16 protein-coding genes are annotated in these 18562 nt (G+C 35.2%); 6 read left to right on the top strand and 10 right to left on the bottom strand.

The window, feature by feature from the left end:
• Positions 1–125 precede the first annotated feature (125 nt).
• The 5 genes from GWK10_RS08795 to GWK10_RS08775 all read left to right on the top strand — a co-directional run bounded on the left by GWK10_RS08795 (position 126) and on the right by GWK10_RS08775 (position 3954).
• Positions 126–1241 (top strand): NAD(P)/FAD-dependent oxidoreductase, encoded by a 1116-nt coding sequence (locus tag GWK10_RS08795; protein ID WP_164031667.1) that lies wholly within the window; start codon positions 126–128, stop codon positions 1239–1241.
• A gap of 41 nt (positions 1242–1282) precedes the next feature.
• Positions 1283–1639 (top strand): hypothetical protein, encoded by a 357-nt coding sequence (locus GWK10_RS08790; protein WP_164031665.1) that lies wholly within the window; start codon positions 1283–1285, stop codon positions 1637–1639.
• Between the two features lie 123 nt (positions 1640–1762).
• Positions 1763–2425 carry a hypothetical protein gene (locus GWK10_RS08785; RefSeq protein ID WP_164031663.1) on the top strand — a complete coding sequence of 221 codons (663 nt, stop codon included), beginning with the start codon at positions 1763–1765 and terminating at the stop codon, positions 2423–2425.
• Positions 2426–2537: 112 nt separating this feature from the next.
• Positions 2538–3557 carry a phenylalanine--tRNA ligase subunit alpha gene (gene pheS, locus GWK10_RS08780; RefSeq protein ID WP_164031922.1) on the top strand — a complete coding sequence of 340 codons (1020 nt, stop codon included), beginning with the start codon at positions 2538–2540 and terminating at the stop codon, positions 3555–3557.
• Position 3558: 1 nt separating this feature from the next.
• Positions 3559–3954 (top strand): hypothetical protein, encoded by a 396-nt coding sequence (locus tag GWK10_RS08775; protein WP_164031661.1) that lies wholly within the window; start codon positions 3559–3561, stop codon positions 3952–3954.
• Between the two features lies 1 nt (position 3955).
• On the opposite strand, the gene GWK10_RS08770 is transcribed toward GWK10_RS08775, so the two are convergent.
• From GWK10_RS08770 to GWK10_RS08760, 3 genes are all read right to left on the bottom strand, one after another.
• On the bottom strand, positions 3956–6472 hold the full coding sequence (locus tag GWK10_RS08770) for a hypothetical protein (protein ID WP_164031659.1): 2517 nt from the start codon (positions 6470–6472) through the stop codon (positions 3956–3958).
• A 220-nt stretch (positions 6473–6692) separates the two neighbouring features.
• Positions 6693–9131 (bottom strand): hypothetical protein, encoded by a 2439-nt coding sequence (locus GWK10_RS08765; protein WP_164031657.1) that lies wholly within the window; start codon positions 9129–9131, stop codon positions 6693–6695.
• Between the two features lie 116 nt (positions 9132–9247).
• Entirely contained in the window at positions 9248–10243 is a 996-nt protein-coding gene (locus GWK10_RS08760) for an NAD(P)H-dependent glycerol-3-phosphate dehydrogenase (protein WP_164031655.1), read from the bottom strand.
• A gap of 124 nt (positions 10244–10367) precedes the next feature.
• Here GWK10_RS08760 and GWK10_RS08755 point away from each other — a divergent pair, with 124 nt between their 5' ends.
• On the top strand, positions 10368–11312 hold the full coding sequence (locus GWK10_RS08755; RefSeq protein ID WP_164031653.1) for a nicotinic acid mononucleotide adenyltransferase: 945 nt from the start codon (positions 10368–10370) through the stop codon (positions 11310–11312).
• A gap of 70 nt (positions 11313–11382) precedes the next feature.
• On the opposite strand, the gene GWK10_RS08750 is transcribed toward GWK10_RS08755, so the two are convergent.
• The 7 genes from GWK10_RS08750 to GWK10_RS08720 form a co-directional block, all read right to left on the bottom strand.
• Entirely contained in the window at positions 11383–11733 is a 351-nt protein-coding gene (locus GWK10_RS08750; protein ID WP_164031651.1) for a hypothetical protein, read from the bottom strand.
• Positions 11734–11822: 89 nt separating this feature from the next.
• Positions 11823–13727, bottom strand: coding sequence for a T9SS type B sorting domain-containing protein (locus GWK10_RS08745; protein ID WP_164031649.1), 1905 nt, complete (start codon positions 13725–13727; stop codon positions 11823–11825).
• A 24-nt stretch (positions 13728–13751) separates the two neighbouring features.
• The gene (gene recJ, locus GWK10_RS08740; RefSeq protein WP_164031647.1) at positions 13752–15440 is read right to left on the bottom strand and encodes a single-stranded-DNA-specific exonuclease RecJ; all 1689 of its coding nucleotides are present in this window, start codon (positions 15438–15440) and stop codon (positions 13752–13754) included.
• A gap of 176 nt (positions 15441–15616) precedes the next feature.
• On the bottom strand, positions 15617–16426 hold the full coding sequence (locus tag GWK10_RS08735; RefSeq protein ID WP_164031645.1) for a hypothetical protein: 810 nt from the start codon (positions 16424–16426) through the stop codon (positions 15617–15619).
• Positions 16423–16830: a DUF6326 family protein gene (locus GWK10_RS08730; protein ID WP_164031643.1), complete on the bottom strand. Its 408-nt coding sequence runs from the start codon at positions 16828–16830 to the stop codon at positions 16423–16425. Before GWK10_RS08730 ends, GWK10_RS08735 begins: the two co-directional genes overlap by 4 nt.
• A gap of 35 nt (positions 16831–16865) precedes the next feature.
• Positions 16866–17498, bottom strand: a complete 633-nt coding sequence (locus GWK10_RS08725) for a hypothetical protein (RefSeq protein ID WP_164031641.1) — start codon at positions 17496–17498, stop codon at positions 16866–16868.
• Positions 17499–17857: 359 nt separating this feature from the next.
• Entirely contained in the window at positions 17858–18556 is a 699-nt protein-coding gene (locus GWK10_RS08720) for a LytR/AlgR family response regulator transcription factor (RefSeq protein WP_164031639.1), read from the bottom strand.
• Positions 18557–18562 lie beyond the last annotated feature (6 nt).

Raw genomic sequence — 18562 nt, 5'->3', positions numbered from 1 at the left:
TTTAAATTATTAAAAAGCCTCGAATTTTTTCGAGGCTTTTTAAGTTAGCATCAATTCTTATTGCAATATTAGGTTTATGATAGCGGTCAATCTAAAATCGTAATTTGTAAATCTAAATTTGGACTATGCAACTAAGCTACTGGGAACATAAAACTTGGCTTTCTAATATCGACTTCACCATTGTAGGTAGCGGAATTGTGGGTTTGAGTTGCGCGCTTCAACTAAAGGAGCAATATCCTACTAGTAAAGTACTGATTCTAGAAAAAGGAGTTTTGCCACAAGGTGCAAGCACCAAAAATGCAGGGTTTGCATGCTTCGGTAGTGCGTCAGAATTATTAGATGACCTTAACTCGCATACAGAAGATGAAGTGGTAAAATTGGTTGAAAAGCGATGGAAGGGTCTTGCCGCGTTGCGGAAAACCATCGGTGACACAAATCTCAATTTTGAATCCAATGGCGGATATGAACTGTTTACCGATACAGATACCGAGTTACAAGAAATGTGTCTGGATAAAATTCCATATCTCAACGAACTTCTAAACCCCATTTTTAATGAGGAAGTTTTTTCAATTAGGAAGAATGAGTTTGGATTTGAAAAAGTAGAACCGAATCTTATTTTCAATCAGTTTGAAGGGCAGATCGATACGGGAAAAATGATGAGTTCATTGCTTGAGAAAGCGCGCAAAAATGGCATTTTTATCTTGAACAATGTATTGGTACAAGATTACCAAGATCAAGAAGAACGGGTACATGTAAATACAGATCAGTTTCAATTAACCACAAGAAAACTGCTAATTGCCACAAACGGTTTTTCATCAAAACTAGGTATACATAAAGTAAAGCCGGCTAGAGCGCAAGTATTGATCACAAAGCCGATAAAAGATTTGCATATAAAAGGCACTTTTCATCTGGATAGAGGCTACTATTATTTTAGAAATGTCGATAATCGAATCTTGTTTGGCGGTGGCCGGAATCTTGATTTTAAAGGAGAAACAACAACTGATTTGGAGGTCACAACTCAGATTCAAAATAAGTTGGAAGAACTACTTCGAACAACAATATTGCCCAATGACGACTTCGAAATAGATAGGCGTTGGAGCGGCATAATGGGAGTAGAAAACCAAAAAGAAGCAATTGTAAAGCCGGTTAGCGATAATGTTTTATGCGGAGTCAGACTTGGTGGAATGGGCGTAGCTATTGGAAGCTTGATAGGACGAGAATTGGCCGAATTAGTCAGCTAAATTGGCTGTTAGAAGTGCTGCAAATACTACTTTTGTAAACTATGACGAGAGATGAAGAATTAAAAGAACGGTGGGAGCTATTGGTCAACAAATTATCCGATCAGTTTTCGGAAGGAGAAGACCTCGACCTCGACGGCATTATATATTTAGTGGGTGTACAAGAACTGGGGCAATTACACCGCAGTTTCAAGAAGGATGAAAAGCTAAACCTGATGCATATTGCCATATGCCGATTGTTAGAACCCTATGGGTTTTATGAGTTTGATTTTTTTGATGATGATGGTTGGCCTCACTACAAAGTAAAAGAGCAATTACCGAGTCTAAAAGCAGGTGAGCAATCGATCTTAATGAAAGAGGCGATTGTTGGATATTTTTTAGAGCGGGAGTACATTTCCTAACAAATTCAATTTTATATCTAAAATTCTTTGGGTCAATCCCTTATAGGTTGTTGTTCATGTTAGTTAACAACTAATAGAAAATATTCCTATATTTAGTCGCAACTAACCTAAAATAAATTAGAAATGACTAAAGAAGAGCAACTAGGCTTTTGTAAAAAATGTTTGAATAGAAGATTAGATTTCAATATTGGACTTGTTTGTAACCTAACAGGCAGAGTGGCTGATTTTGAAAACGAATGTAAGGACTACAATTATGACAAATCTATTGTTGAAAAATTAGACGATGAAGAGCCCGTTCAGCATGAAGATGTAATCCACAATTTATCTGAAGAGAATTTAACACGGTTTAGAGCTGAACAAAATTATCCTGCTGCACTAATTGTAGGTATTGTTGTAGGGCTTCTAGGCGCAGTATTATGGGGAGTAATTACTGTAGCTACAGGATACCAAATTGGATATATGGCTATAGCAATTGGTGCAGGTGTCGGTTTGTCAATGCGCTTTGCGGGGAAAGGAATTGATCCAATTTTTGGAATTACTGGTGGCCTAATAGCAATATTGAGCTGCTTGTTAGGCAACTTTTTTAGCATAGTTGGATATTTAGGAAGTATTGAAGGAATGGGTGTTTTTGAAGTTTTAGGTGTTTTTGATTATGGTCAATTAATACCTATTATGACTGAGACTTTTAGTTTTATGGATATTGTATTCTACGGAATCGCCGCTTACGAAGGTTTTAAGTTTGCCTTTAGAACTTTTACTGAAAAGGATATTCATGAGCTACGTTAGTAAATTTGGATGCCTATTAATAAAGTTCAACAAATATTCTCTTATATAACTACGTATATAGCATCTTATGCCCAAAAAATAGCTAAATTTGGCGCTCGAAATAACGTTGACGATGCTCGATACGATTAAAGAACATATTGCAGAGGTTGAACAGTTTACTGCTGACACCAAGGAAAAAGTAGAAGAATTCCGTATAAAATATTTGGGTAGAAAGGGATTAATCAAAGACTTTTTTACTGAATTTAAAAACGTTCCGGCTGACCAGAAAAAAGATTTTGGCCAGGTAGTGAATACGCTACAGAATCTTGTAAAAAATAAGATTGAAGAGGCGAAATCTTCGTTAGAAACTTCTACCGAGCAATCTGGTTTATATGGTGATTTAACCCGACCTGGAAATCCTATTGAGATCGGAGCACGCCATCCAATTTCTATCGTAAAAAATCAGATCATCGATATCTTTTCTCGTATTGGATTCAACGTATCTGAAGGGCCAGAAATCGAAGATGACTGGCATAACTTTACTGCACTTAACTTGCCGGAATATCACCCGGCTAGAGATATGCAGGACACGTTTTTCGTGCAAACTAATCCAGATATTTTATTGCGTACCCACACCTCATCTGTTCAGGTGCGTTATATGGAAAATAACAAACCACCTATTCGTACAATCTCACCAGGACGTGTATATCGTAATGAAGCTATTTCAGCGCGTTCACACTGCTTTTTTCATCAAGTAGAAGGATTGTACATAGACAAGGATGTATCATTTGCTGATCTTAAGCAGACACTACAATATTTTACAACGGAGATGTTTGGCAAGTCGAAAATTAGACTACGTCCATCATATTTCCCGTTTACAGAACCAAGCGCAGAAGTTGATGTATACTGGGGCCTGGAAACAGAAACTGACTACAAAATGACCAAAGGTACTGGTTGGTTAGAAATTATGGGCTGTGGTATGGTAGATCCTCAAGTATTAGAAAATTGCGGAATTGATTCAAAAGAATACTCAGGTTTCGCTTTCGGTATGGGAATCGATCGAATAGCCCTATTACTTCATCAAATACCGGATATTCGTTTGCTAAGCGAAAATGACATTCGATTTCTAGAGCAGTTTAAGTCGGCTTTATAAGGTGAGAAAAGACATTCAAATACCTGAAGTAAAACATGTGTATGTTGCCGTTGTGCAAGAGTACAATGCCGAGTTTGAGTGGAATGATTGGAATGCCTATATAATTAATGACCGTACTGATGCTGTTGAAACTGTCTTAGTAGTTTCTAAAGGCTATGATGAAAACAAAAAGACATCAACGATGCGTCATAGCTTTCCAAGAATTGAAGGAAAGTCATTCGCCAAGATCGAGTTGATGCAAGAAGAAGTACTAGCACTTAACAATGAATTTCAAGTCACTTTTTTTGCAGGTGGAATGTTATATGATAAGAAATTCTTATTCAGAAAAAACACCATCAATGTCCAAGCTTTGCAGAACATCCCCACTATGAAACTTCGAGGGGTATTGGTTAAATGAATTAGTATACGTTAATACTAAACTCATAAACACCGAATTGTCCGTCATCTGTATAAACATCGACAATTCCTTTATATTTACCTCTATTGTCTGAGGTATAAAAGGAAAGATCGATATTACCATTTTGGTCTGCTTGAATACCGCTCTCCCAGAATAAAGTTTTTCGGTTATCCAATTCTAACTCGTCCTCTTGATTAATGTATTGAGGTTGTTTAAAATTCTTTTTAGGGTAAAATGATTGAATAATAACATAATCCTTCGGTTTATTTATATTGGGACTCACACTCTTTGCCTTTGAGGCTCGGAAGACTATTCTTCTACCATAATTATCTCTATAGACCTTACCAAATTCTGGAGGTCTTCCTGATCTGTGATTGACACAATTGAATACATTATATTCATAACAAACGTAATTCCCACCTGTTCCAACATATTCAACAATATCTTGCTCATCCTTTACCCTATTTTTATGCTTGGCTTTAACCACGACTTCATCCAGAAAATTAATGCTATTAATATCAAAATAACGTATTTGATCTTCGAGCATTTCTGTTGATTCGTTTTTAGACGCATATTGTAGCTGAATTGGAAATTGATTTCTCACCGCTTCATCATTGAAAATAGTATTGTCGTTTTTTAATAGTTCAATAATAGTATTTGGTTGAAGGCTTTTTACAAAAAGTCGTTCCCCACGTGACGAAATGAGGAGTTCTTTAGGAATTTTAAACATGCCCGTTTCGTCAGTATTTAAAGCAGTTATAGCTTTTGGGCTAAATAATTGAACTTCGCCAAACGCGACAGGAACCAAAGTTCCATTTTCGGTACGTTTCATAAGCTTCCCCACCACAGTTTCTTGAATGTGGAATTTACCATGGTTCGTAGCTTGTTCGTTAATTGACCAAATGTAATTTTTGGCAGGAATGGTATTCACCAGTTGAACTATTAAATCGTTGTTTGCTTCAGGTAAAAAATAAGTTCCTGCGTTGTAAATAGGTTCATTTAAAACACTTTCCAGATGATAGAATGAAGCAATATTTCGATCTATATGGTCGACATTATAGAGATGATCATATACGCGAATGTTAAACTTTGCACTTAAAGGGCGATTACGTTGATCAGTAACTCTTAATTGTAATCGCACTTTTGATTTTGTGTAATACTGATTTTCTAAACTATTTTGTTGAGTTATATAAAGCTTTTGTTCTGGGTGTACATAAACTAATCTATTAAATAATGAATTCATTTCTTTGTCTACAATAGATACTTCTGCGATACCAGAGGGAAGTTTGCCAATGGGTATTTTAATGCGTTGATTTGTTTTAATAAATTCTCCCTTTCCTATATAATGAATAAAACCGCGGGATTGCAATCGAACATAAAAGTTTCCCTTGTACTCTTTCAAGGAGTTCGTTTTAAATTGTAATTCTAATAATTGCCTACTTACATTCTCAACAGTAAAAATGGCCCCTTTACTTTCGATTTTGGGAAATTGGTAATCAAGTATTTCTTCTCCACGTGGTAGCAGTTGATATTGTGTTTTTAATTTTGGGGTGATTTGAAATTGACCCAATCCGTTTAGGTTTGTTTTTAGCGTATCAATTACTTTATTATTTTCCAATAATATTGCTTCTAGACTTGTGGGAACGCCATTTCGGTCATGACATTGAAATGAAATTGTTTGCGAAATTCCATCGATCAGCGAACTGTTTTGGGTATAAAACTTAATCGTTTTTTTGGATTCCCGCCCAAGATTTAATTGAAACGGATCGACCTGCTTTTCTTGCTGCTTCGCTATTGTCTCTAAAAAATAGTTTGAGAAGGGTATCGCTTCGTCATGATTTACCAGCAACCTCACATTTCCTTGTTGATCGGTATTACCTTTTCCTAGTATAGTGCTTTTATTTCCTTTTGTACCAATCAATCGCACCTTAATATTTTTGGTAGACAACCCAGTTCGAGGCAACACCTCTAGGTCAAGTTGTGTTTGATTATTAATAACCAAAGCATTTTGTTGCTTGTATAAAATTTTAGGAATGATATGCTCTTTTATTTCTATTTGTTTAGTGGTATGATAAAGTTGGGAGCGATCCCTAATTGAACGGTTTGTGTAACCTACCAAATTGTAAAATCCTGGTTGTAAAACCTCTTTTAAAAAAAGATATCCATCAACCTGACCATCTATAATTGGATATTTAGCATTTATAATTGGTTTTTTATTTTCATCAATAATTGACAAATAAAAAATAGAAGAATTAGTATCATTTTTGAGTGTAACAGCGTTCTTTATGATTGCATTAAACCAGAGGTTCTCCTGTGTTTCATAAATATCTTTGTCAGTTTGTAAATAAATAGATTGTTCAGGAATAGTTTGATTGTGTTTTACCTGAGGTATAATAAGAGTTTGTTCTTCTTTTTCAGTGAGATGAATCTGCGTCTGTGCTAAAAAAGGAATAGCTACTAAACAAAAAAATACGAAAGGCCTCAAATATTTTTTGAATATAGTATTCGGGGTCATCATATAAAACACAGTTTAGCATTCTAAAAATACTAAACAACAGCTTGAGGAGCTGTTAATTTTAATCCAATTTTTGAGATAGCTTTTTAAACACCTTTTCGCCGATGGAATGCTATATGACAAGAAATTCCTTTTTAGAAAAAATACCATCAACGTAAGAGCATTGCAAAATATCCCAAATATGAAACTTCGAGGGGTTTTGGTTCAATAAGTCAATACGTATTCAATAAACATTAATAATAAACTCATATACGCCAAATAACCCATCATCGGTATACACGTCTACAAAACCTTTGTAAACTCCTCGATTATCTGAAGTGAAGAAAGTAATAGTCGCTTTGCCATCATCATCTGTCGTTATATTGGTATCCCAATACAGGGTTTTGCGATTATCAAAATCTAGACGGTCTTCCGAGTTTTTATAGATGACTTCTTCAAATGATTTTTCAGGATAAAAAGAGTTGATCGCAACAAAATCTTTAGGCTTGTTATTGCTAGTTACTTCCTTATCCTTCTCTGGAGCATAATAAACTTTTCGGTTTCCAAGGTTATCAGAATAAATTTCACCGTCAACAGGTGGATAACCTTGCTTATGATTTGTACAGTTTAATATATTATACTCTACACAAACGTAGTCAAAAATTCGCCCCATAAACACCCCGTAAATAACGGCGTTTTTATTGCGACTGGTGTATTGTGCCTTAACCACAACTTCGTCGAGATAGTTCATGCTGTTCAAGTTAAAACTCCTAATCTGATCTTCCAAACTGCTGTTTTTTTCAAAATTCTTTAGAGTATAAAACTGCGGTAAACTCAATTCAATTTTCTCATTTTGAAAAATATTATTGTCATTTTTCAATATTTGTATAATCTCCTTGGGCGTGGTTGTTTTTATAAAGAGCGTTTCTCCTTTAAAATGATTTAGAACCTCTTTCGTGATTCGAAACATTCCTTTCTCATTCGTTTTAAAAAGAATAACACCGCGAGTAGTAAATAGTTGAATTTCACTAGAGCCACTGGGTATTAAAGTTCCTGTTTTTGATGTAACCATTACTTTGCCAACAACATTTTCTTGAATATTAAATGTCCCGTGTTTTCTGGCGGTATCAGAACTCCATAGATAAGAATCTCTTTCTGTGTTTAGCAATAGTAAATTTAGAGAATCAGCCTTTGTAGTCGTATTCCTAAAGTAAATTCCTGGTTTCAAAGTTTGATCTTTCAACTGACTTTCCAGTTGAAAAAAGGATGACATATTTCGATCATCAACTACATTATCATATAAATGATCTAGTACTCGGACATTTAGCTTGGCTTTCTTTGGCAACCCATGATGATCCTTTACCTTTAGTTGCACAACAACCTTCGATTTTGGCTTATAGGACTTTTCTAAATTATTCAGTTGATGAACATATAAATGATGATTTGCTTTCAGATAAATTAGTCGTGTGTATAGTTTTTCCAGCTGTTTATTAAACACCGTCAATTCAATGATTCCCGTTGGAGCTTTATCTATTGGAATAGAAAAAGTCTGTTTTTGTTTCATTAACTTTCCCTTTCCCATCCAGTATATGTAACCTTTCGACTGTAGTCTGATAAAAATCTCTCCTCCATAATTAGATAGGTCATTAGTACTGAAATCTAACTTCATATAATTAGCACCTATACTGTCTAACTGAAAAAGAAAACCTGTTTTTTCAACAACTGGAAGCTCATAAAAATGGTTGTCACTGCTTAACGATCGAAGGCGATATCGCTTTTCTTTTTTCGGATGTAACCAAAAAGAACCCATACCATAAAAGTTAGTGCTAATAGTGTCTAGTACCAGATCATCTTCTAGTAAAACACCTTTAAAATCTGTAGGTTTCCCGCTTTTTTTTATTGCTTTGAATCCAACCCTTTGATTTAACGAATTCAATAGAGAACCAGATTCTGGGTAAAACCTAATTTCAGGTGCTTTGTCATTTTCTAACGTTAGGAAAAGTGGAGCTCTTTGTTTAAGGTTTTTCTTCCCAATTAGTTCATATACGACTTTTTTATGCTGAGATACTTTTTCAGGGTCAACAACAAGAGTAGCTTTACCTAAACTATCTGTTGTTGCTCTGGTAAGTATTTTCTCTTTGAGATTTGTTATTCCTTTTAACCGAATTTTAATATCGGTAGCTGCAGCTCCGGATCGAGTTTTGAGATCGAAATACAATTGGAGTTGACCATTTTCGTTAGCCTCTTCTTTAAAGGATACCAGTACTTTTGGTATTAAAGTTTCTTTAATTTCTAGTTGCTTAATGGTTTTATAAAATCGGAGATCCCGATTAATAGATTCTTTCGTATAGCCTACCAAGTGATACGCCCCCGAATTTAAGAAATCCTGAATATAAAGATTACCCTTAGCAACTCCATTATTTATAGAAAATTTCGCATTGGTAACTACTTCATTCTCACTATTAATTAATAAAAGAAAAAATACATCAGCGGAAGTATCAGATTCTAAACTTTGCGCATTTTTAAGCAATGCATGAAACCAAATATTCTCTTGGGTTTCGTAAATGTCTTTATCCGTTTGCAAATAAATCAGCTGGCTTGGTACCTCGTCAGCATATTCTAAAACAGATAGTACCAATTGATTTTCTTGGTCTTCTGTAAGCAATGAATTTTGAGAACTCATTCTTGGGGAAAAAGAAAGCCATAATATTATGCACAGTACCCTTAAATTAGTTGTAGTATGCATTCTATTCAATTTTTTGAAATTTGTTTCACTTCTCGAAGGAAAGTGATGATTTGTCAATCCAACTTCTGAGACAATTTTTTAAACACCTTTTTAGGTTCTTTATGTTGATATAAAATGGCATTTACCGCATCAATAATTGGAGTATCTGCGCCATTTTTTTGATTCAGTTTATAAGCGCTTTTTACTGCGTAATATCCTTCTGCAATCATATTCATTTCCATTTGCGCCGATTTTACAGTGTAGCCTTTTCCGATCATATTACCGAACAAACGGTTTCTACTAAAAACGGAGTATCCGGTTACCAAAAGGTCTCCCAAATAAGCGGAGTTATTAATGTTTCGTTTCATTTTATGCACTTTTTTAATGAACCGACTCATCTCTCTTATAGCATTACTCATTAAAACACTTTGAAAATTATCGCCATAGCCCAAACCATGAGCAATCCCTGCGGCAATGGCATATATATTCTTTAAAACAGCAGCATATTCTGTACCGATAATATCTTCAGTTACTTTGGTTTTAATGTATTTACTTGCTAGAGCATTTGCAATAATTTTTGCTTTTTTCTCGTCATCACAAGCAATCGTTAAGTAAGATAAACGCTCTAAAGCCACCTCCTCTGCATGACAAGGTCCAGTAATAACCCCAATATTTTCAAAAGGGATATTGTATATATCGTGAAAATGTTCCCCCACAATCTTACTGGTTTCAGGAACAATACCTTTAATTGCAGAAAAGATGATTTTATCATCTAATGATTCAGTTAATTTTTCCAATTCCGCATTCAAGAACGCAGAAGGAATGGCAAAAATTAGATAATCAGCATAGGCGACAATCTCATTAATATCATTACTTAGTTTTAGCTTATCAGTATTAAACTCGACGGCGCTTAAATAATTAGGATTATGCTGTTCATTAATCAGATGTTCTTTAGCATAAACACTGCGCATATACCATCCTATTTCATCTAAATTTTCTGATAGCATTTTAACAATTGCAGTAGCCCAGCTACCACCGCCCAATACGGCAATTTTAGGAAAATCACTCATCCTTTAGTTTTAATTCTTACAAAATTAAGCAACTCTAAGTTAACTTAAAATATTGATTATTAGACACTTATATTTTTGGCATGCTGTTTGAAATACATCTATCAAATCAAAAAACGAATAGATCATGAAGATAGCTAAATTACTTACGGTTTTTGCAATGACGAGCTTATTATTTAGCTCATGTGTTGCTATCATAGAAGATGACGATTTTGTGGTTGTACCTGATGTTACTTTAGGTGAACTTCTTATTTCATATGATTTATGGTATGTAAATATAAACGAGACACGAGGTAATGGCGAAGTGCCATTTTTACAAAGAGCCTTTACGGTTTCTTTTGATAACAACTATACAATGTATGCCAACAACAACTTAGTCGGTATCGGAAATCGTGGTAACGGTTTAGGAATAGATATTGGTAGTTACGATACCTATAGCAAATTTGTGGAGATCGATCATGACATTGATGGACTTTGGAAACTGGAGATTTTTCAGAGAGGTGATAACAGAATAGAGATCTATGATCGCTCAAGTAATACAAGCTATTATTTAACTGGATACCAGGAATACAACTTTGATTATGACTTTGTATTCTATGACAATATTCGGTATTTCTTACAAGAATATAATGCTTGGGAAAAGACATTTGTAAGCGAAGAAGGCGCCTTAAATGATTTTGATGATGAGAACTTTTTAGCCTTTTTAGGCGATGGTAATGGAGATACTTTTTTATCGTCTACAGATAGAAGTGGTACACCTTTAAGCAACGTACAATACGATTATGAAGGTATTTATGAAGTGTTTGATATTGCAGGCGAAGCCAAGATTAAAACCTTAACACTAGATTATGATTTTCTAGGCAATGACTACTTCGAATTGTACGTTATTAATGACAACACAATCGAATTGTACCACCCGGATTCAGAAACGATCTATGAGTTTAAAGGCAGAGGATATACACCTTTCTTAAAACAAGAATCAAAGACGGGGGCAACAACAAGTAAAAAACGTAAAAAGACCGTTAACAAGACTATGAAAGTTAAGGTCAAAAGAAATAAGAATAAGAGTTAAAAATTTTGGTTGGTTATTTAGTTTGGAAAACCGCTCCTACTACTTCAAAAAGGGGGCGGTTTTTTTATGTTTAGTTCTTACAAATACCATCCATTAATTGTTGCATTTCAATCTTGAACAGGACTCCTTTTACCAAATCAAGTACTCCATGTAACTCAGTTTTGTTAACAGCGAGTTCTATGAAAGATGCCGGTGTTTTAAGCAAAATACTTCTACAATTGGTGTGAGGGCAATTCGTACAAGCATCATTTTTAGTGGTATGTTCTATGATAGAGGAAAACTCCTTTAATTGAGAAAGGGTTAAGTAGAAGCCCGTATCTCTAAACACTAGTTGTACTTTCTTTTGAGAGGAATTCTCCTCTTTTTTCCAATAAAACCCTATTCCGATGTCATTGTGATATATCTTTTTAATCTCTTGCATAGTAGTGATGATTGATGAGATAAAGATATTAATTTTATTTAGACTAAATATAAATAATATTTAATTAAAGAACCATTTCCCCAAAGAGTTTAGCGTTTCAAACTGAAATGTCCCTGGAAGATGCTATCCTCAATAGTAAGATAATACCAGTAATCATCTGCCGGAAGAGGTTGTCCTAAATAGTTCCCATTCCATTCGAAAGAATTACCATTACTGGATTTAATAAGCTTGCCGTACCGATTAAAAATTGAAACACTATATGATGTGAAAAAATCTAAACCACCGATGCTAAAAGTATCATGAAAGCCATCATTATTGGGAGTGAAAAATTTCGGGATTTGAAGATGATGAAATTCTCTGGTAGTTATTTCACACCCATTTTTGTTTCTGGCATAGGCGGTATAAACTCCGCCAGGGACAAACTGGAAAAAATTAGAATCTTGGTAAAACGATCCGTCTAAAGAATACTCAAAATCTCCCTCATTTTCTGTCTTTAGTATTACAGAATCAACATCGGAAAAGCTGTCATCGCTAAAAATAGGAGACTCTATTCCCGTTACAATAAAACGCTTCGTTGCAGAGCATTGTGCGGCATTGGTAACGGTAACAGAATATTCACCAGGAGTATCAACACTAATAGCCGAAGTATTTTCACCTGTGCTCCAAACATAGCTTACATTATTCAAAAATGCATCTAACAACACCGATTCTTGATCAATGCATATACTGAGTTGTTCTTCATCAACATCAAAAACAGGTAGGTCTTCTATTGCCAGCGCAACTGCAGTTCTATTTGGGCTTGAACAGCCGGACCCGTTTACAAATGCTTCGGCATAAAAAGTACCAGCTTCGGTAGGAATGAAGCTTGTGCCTGTTGCTAACATGTTACCACCAGCTGCGGCATCAAACCACCTAATTTGTTCACGTGCTTGTCCGGTTACAGATAGGCCCGTAATTACCCCGTCTTCGCAAATTGTTAGATCGCCATTGCTTACGGGAGCAACAGGTTGTGGGATAATTTCAACAACGAATGGTTGCGATACCGATGAACAAAACGGACTACCAAGATTGACAACATCCGTCGCAACGTTAACGCGATAATAGGTAGTTTCTACTGCGCTTGCTGTATAGGTATTTGTTGTTGCTCCGGGGATATCTGTCCACAACTCTTGGTCAAGACTTTGTTGCCATTGAAATACATGGGTTGAAAAAACTGAAAAATCGGGAGTAGCGGTAAAAGTAGCGGTAACAGGAATATTGACATTGCAGGTTACAAATTCGCTTTCTGTGGTGATGTCTGCCGTAATGTTTGTGGTATCTCCGCAAGAAGCAAAAGCAATATCATCAATAGCAAGGTCATTACCACAACCACCATCACCATTATTTATCATTTTTAAAATGACTGTTTCTTGGCCTGATGCTGTTTGAAATACCAATCCGTATTGATCCCAAACAGGGTTACCAGTGGAATCAATATTTCCCGTATCTCCGCTAGCTAGCAAATTGGTATCTGTTTCATCCCATATTTCAAATCGTACATTCACTGGGATTCCGTTATTCGGACAGAAACCAAAATCGCGATCATACAAATTCATGAGCCAAGCTGAAAATTCATAAAAGGTATTTTCACATAAGCCGGTAATGGGTCTTCTAAAAAATTCATCAGCGGTAAAACTTGCATTCACTATAAATGCCTTTCCGTTGGTATCATCTGGCGTGTGATCAGGAGTATTGAGATGCCAAGAGTCTAATTGCCCCACATTATTCGAAATGGTGTAAAAGCCATCTTCTGGGGCGGCAGGCACATAAGTGTAAGTGGTAAAACCTGCTGGAAGAGCTGGACCATTTATCATGCCAGTTCCGAAGTCTTCTTCAAAAATGGGATCGCCTTTATCTCCTGAACAAAAACCTAATTGAGCTTGAGCGGAAGAAACAACTAAAAAAAATAGGAGAAAAACCCCGTAATTTAATTGTTGACGGCCCTGTCTGTTCATTTTATAAATATACTAGTAATGAATTTACTTAATATCCTTAATCTTCAACTGCAAACTCACATTCCCGTTCCATTCATTTTCATCAATGGTATAAGCAACATCAAAAGGCTTTCGTTTTGTTATAAGATCTTTTTTATCTCCTAAGCCAAAACCGATTCCCACGATAGGTTGTGACTGATTTTGCGACATGGTAAGTCTTAAATGACTTTCGTCTGCCCCGACACATTTACCATAACCGGTATCCTGCACTTGTTGACTCATAAAAACAGGCGTCATATTTCCAGGTCCGAAGGGTGCAAACTGTTTTAAAATGCGATAGAATTTTGGTGTGATATGCTCTAATTTTAACTCTTGGATGATTGACAATTCTGGAGTCAGTAGCTGTTTGTCAATCGTATTGCTTACCACTTCCTCGAACTTGTTTTTAAAACCTTCGTACTGTTCTGGCAATAAGGTTAGGCCCGCTGCGTATTTATGTCCGCCAAATTGTTCGATGTATTCTGAGCACTCATGTAATGCATTGTATACATCAAACCCTTTTACCGATCTTGCTGAAGCGGCCAGCTTATCGCCACTTTTGGTAAATACCAAAGTGGGCCGGTAGTAGGTCTCGGTTAACCTAGAAGCTACTATACCAATAACTCCTTTATGCCAGGTTTCATGATATACGACAGTAGTTAGTCTCTCTTGTTCCTTATTTTCTTCAATTTGCAACAAGGCTTGAGCAGTAATTTCTTTATCGGCTGATCGTCTGTCGGTGTTATAGGTTTCAATTTGAGAAGCATAATCCATTGCCGTTTCAATATTGGTTTCGGTCAATAATTCTACCGCGTGTAAACCGTGCTTCATTCTACCAGCGGCATTAATTCGCGGAGCGATAATAAAAACAACATCGGTAATGGTGAGTCTTTCTTTTTTAATCTGATTAATAATGGCTTTAAAGCCTAGTCTAGGATTGGAGTTAATCACCTGCAAACCAAAATGCGCTAAAACTCGATTTTCGCCGGTAATAGGAACAATATCGGCTCCTATAGCAGTGGCAACCAAATCTAAATATGGGATTAGATCTTCAATAGTTTGTTCGAATAATGGTGCCAACCCCTGTATCAATTTAAAACCTACACCACAACCACATAGCTCATCGTATGGATAGTTGCAATCTTCTTGCTTAGCATCCAAAACAGCAACGGCATCAGGAATGGTATCGCCTGGCCTGTGATGATCGCAAATGATAAAATCGATTCCTTTTTCTTTTGCATACGCCACTTTTTCAATGGCTTTTATACCGCAGTCTAGTGCAATTATTAAGCTAATTCCATTGTCATCAGCATAATCAATACCTTTATATGAAACACCATAACCTTCATCATATCGATCTGGAATATAGGTAGTCACATTTGGGTACACTGATTGTAAATAGGAAGATACCAATGCAACAGAAGTAGTACCATCAACATCATAATCACCATAAACCATGACCGCTTCTCCAGAGGTCATTGCCTTTTCAATCCGGTCGACTGCTTTTTGCATATCCTTCATTAAAAAAGGATCGTGAAGATCATCTAAAGTTGGGCGAAAAAACTGCTTGGCTTCTTCATAGGTTTCAATGCCGCGCTGCACCAAAAGCGATGCCACAATCTCATCAACGCCCAGGGATTTTTTAAGAACAGTAACTTTTTCTGATGAGGGTTTAGCTTGTAATGTCCAGCGCATAATTTTTAAAGAAATTCCAAAAATTCAATGTACAAATTCCAAATTAGAAATTAAGTAGAAGATTAAAAAACTGTTTTTCGAGAACATTGAAAAAAGAAGATAGACGTAAATTTTTATTATGAATAACCCCTTATTAGTACAATTACTACTATATCTAGATAATCAATCTTCAATAATCAGTTTGAATTATTTTCTGAGATATAAATTGCTTGAATGGGAGTGCCAAATTTTAATTCATTGCTATTTGAGTAAGGCATTGCTGTAATAACGTAGTGTTTACTTTTAGAACATTTTTTGTCTTCACATACAAATTCATAGTACACGTGATTATCCGAAACCCAAGTAAGTTGGCTTTGGTCATTTAAAAATGCGTAATGTGGATTTTCATAATCTAATGTTCCTTTTGCATTAAAATGATATACGTGGCCCAAGATGATTGCCTCTTCCCCTTTCCGAATCAAATAATTCCACCCAAAGCCATCTCCGGTAAAACAAGTTTGAAAACCGATTATTTTAGATACCTCATTAATTTTAAAATTAACTTCTTTGAACGGAAGCCAAAGATGCCTTGCATTCATCGATTTCCACTTGCCACTCCATTGACCAGAAAATGTATTTAAAACATCCGAACTTTTTAAGCTTTTGGAATTACTCTTAGATGGTTTTTTCAATGGGTGTTTTATGTCTTGGTGGTGAATGAGTTTCTTTTCAATCATTCGATTTACGTCAGACTGTTTAATATAATGAGATGACTGATGAAAATTGAAAGACTCCATAGCTCCCTTCTGAAAAAAGATTTCAAATTTTTTTTGCGTGACTCCATAGAGCTTCATTTTTTCAGAAAATTCAAAAATTTCTTGAAAGTCCATTGCTAATTGCTCACTAAGCCTTGTATAATTTGACTTGCTATTTACAGTTTCAAATTGACTATTCAAAAAACAGGTCATTAGTACTACTAATCCCTTCAAATAGATTTTAGTAATCATAGCTTATTTTTAGAGGTGATAATTTTTTCAGATGGTGGCAATTTCCAAGCTATTCGCAGAATTATGAGAAGAAGAATATTTTCAACTACCACAAAGAAAATGTCATCCATATCGGCTGTTGGCAAGGTGCTTAGAATTCCCAGAGAAGCAATAGTAGCAGCAACTGTATTGTACCATTTGTTAGCCTTGTTTTTCAATGTTCTTGACAAGAGTATCATAAGAATGGGAATTTGAGCTATAAAGCCATAAAGTAGCATTGTAGTTTGAGGTATATTGAGGGTCATCATTTGTTCTATATAGCCTTCACGTAAAAACTCGTGCAGGTCTCTAATTATCATATTAAATAGAATGACAATCCATAAGGTGGATAGAAGTACTCTTGGATCTGTATTTTGTGTGTTCATAATGAAATATTTTATAGTTTGTTAGATAAATTCCTTTAATCTATCTGCGTTAAGTTTTGAATGGTTATAAATTTTAAATCATCTAGTACGGCATTAGACTGTCCCCAATAGTAACTATCATCGCTACCAGATTTAAGTTGAATGATGATGGTTAGATAATTGTTCTTTTGAATTTTGTTTACATCAAGATGAAACCATTCGAATTGTGCTTTTGGAGTAGTTATATTTAAAGCCACTGCCTTTTCCGGAAGTGTATCAGAAACAGTTTTTATTGGCCTTTCAGAAGAAAAAACCGTAATACATAAGGTATCCTTCGCAGTATCAATATCTGAGCCTGAAAATTTATAGCGCCCAACCAATCGGAGGTTTTCTTTGTTTTCAGGAATTAAAAAACTTGTAAGTATTGCATTGGTTTGGACAAAATACTCCCTATGTAAAGCAAGGGCATTTCCGTTTGCATCTGGTAAATCGTATTTGTACGCAAAACCGCGTCCATTGTCTTGTCTCCATGCGTCATTTTTTTGATGCTCTTTCCAACCTTTAGGTACATCATAAACGTGTTTATTAGTACTAATGGTTTCAAATTGATTGAAGTTGCCATTTGGTACTTTTATTTGTGCTGTCACTTCTAATGACGCGCAGAGAATGAAAACTATTAATTTAGTCATAACAAAATATTTTTAGTTAATTAAACATTTGATTATGAGACAAATGTGAGCATATCCAAACAACTAAAAAACTTTACTATGCAAGGTGGGTATAGCTATCTGCGAACTGGTATTTTTAGTCTGCAAAATATTTTGCTTTGAGCTCTATTTTTGAAGAAAACAGTAAGGAAATTTGAAGTGATTATTGTGAATCACTTAGCTGCAACGTCATTAGTGTCATTTTAATATCCATATTTTGTTGTGAAGAGTTGACTGGGCATTTACCAATAAAAAAAGCGATTCGTTTTTAATTTAAAACGAATCGCTTTGTACGTCAGAACCTATTTTTGCAGGCTTTATCTTGTCCTTATGCTATGAATTTACCATTTACTGTTACTTATTTGCTGAAAAAAACTGGTCTTATAGGTTTCCGAAATGGGAATAAGTTCATTAACAATCCGTATCCTATTTCGTTCTATAGATTCTATTTTACTCAACGAAACCATATACGATTTATGCACTCTACACACAATATTAGAGGGAATAATTTCTTCAAATTCCTTAAAGTTTTGCAGTGTCATAATTCTTTTATTTGTAGTATGAATTCTTCGGTAGTCTCGCATTCCTTCAATGTATAAAATATCATTAAGATTAATTTTTTCTAGACGATTTTCTGTTTTTACAAAAATAAATTCGGGTAGTTTCTTTTCTGTTTTTTGCTCTAAACTATCTTGTACTTTATTGACAGCTTGTATAAAACGATTGAACGTAAACGGTTTTAATAAATAGTCGGTCACATTGAGTTCAAAGCTTTTTAAGGCATACTCTTGATAGGCCGTAGTAATAATTACGTGACTGTCTATTTTTGAACTTTCCAATAATTCGATTCCTGTTAACTCATCCATATTAATATCCAAAAATAGTACATCCACTTTGTTAGTTTTTAAGTAGGCAAGACCGTCAAGAGCATTATCGAATGTGGCAGATAGCTCAAGAAAGGGTATTTTTTGAGTAAATTCTTTAGTCCTGTCTAGTGCTAAAGGTTCGTCTTCGATGATGATGCATTTATATAGTTCCATTAATGA

Source organism: Spongiivirga citrea (assembly GCF_010671565.1).
Classification (GTDB): domain Bacteria; phylum Bacteroidota; class Bacteroidia; order Flavobacteriales; family Flavobacteriaceae; genus Spongiivirga; species Spongiivirga citrea.
The sequence above is the reverse complement of the archived record's forward strand: the minus strand, read 5'-3'. Positions and strand labels throughout refer to the sequence as shown.

Coding starts and splice junctions, on each gene's coding strand:
- GWK10_RS08785 (WP_164031663.1), top strand. CDS start 1,763: ATGACTAAAGAAGAGCAACTAGGCTTTTGTAAAAAATGTTTGAATAGA.
- GWK10_RS08765 (WP_164031657.1), bottom strand. CDS start 9,131: ATGAGTTCTCAAAATTCATTGCTTACAGAAGACCAAGAAAATCAATTG.
- GWK10_RS08760 (WP_164031655.1), bottom strand. CDS start 10,243: ATGAGTGATTTTCCTAAAATTGCCGTATTGGGCGGTGGTAGCTGGGCT.
- GWK10_RS08730 (WP_164031643.1), bottom strand. CDS start 16,830: ATGAACACACAAAATACAGATCCAAGAGTACTTCTATCCACCTTATGG.
- GWK10_RS08795 (WP_164031667.1), top strand. CDS start 126: ATGCAACTAAGCTACTGGGAACATAAAACTTGGCTTTCTAATATCGAC.
- GWK10_RS08725 (WP_164031641.1), bottom strand. CDS start 17,498: ATGACTAAATTAATAGTTTTCATTCTCTGCGCGTCATTAGAAGTGACA.
- GWK10_RS08750 (WP_164031651.1), bottom strand. CDS start 11,733: ATGCAAGAGATTAAAAAGATATATCACAATGACATCGGAATAGGGTTT.
- GWK10_RS08745 (WP_164031649.1), bottom strand. CDS start 13,727: ATGAACAGACAGGGCCGTCAACAATTAAATTACGGGGTTTTTCTCCTA.
- GWK10_RS08720 (WP_164031639.1), bottom strand. CDS start 18,556: ATGGAACTATATAAATGCATCATCATCGAAGACGAACCTTTAGCACTA.
- recJ (WP_164031647.1), bottom strand. CDS start 15,440: ATGCGCTGGACATTACAAGCTAAACCCTCATCAGAAAAAGTTACTGTT.
- GWK10_RS08755 (WP_164031653.1), top strand. CDS start 10,368: ATGAAGATAGCTAAATTACTTACGGTTTTTGCAATGACGAGCTTATTA.
- GWK10_RS08735 (WP_164031645.1), bottom strand. CDS start 16,426: ATGATTACTAAAATCTATTTGAAGGGATTAGTAGTACTAATGACCTGT.
- pheS (WP_164031922.1), top strand. CDS start 2,538: ATGCTCGATACGATTAAAGAACATATTGCAGAGGTTGAACAGTTTACT.
- GWK10_RS08770 (WP_164031659.1), bottom strand. CDS start 6,472: ATGATGACCCCGAATACTATATTCAAAAAATATTTGAGGCCTTTCGTA.
- GWK10_RS08790 (WP_164031665.1), top strand. CDS start 1,283: ATGACGAGAGATGAAGAATTAAAAGAACGGTGGGAGCTATTGGTCAAC.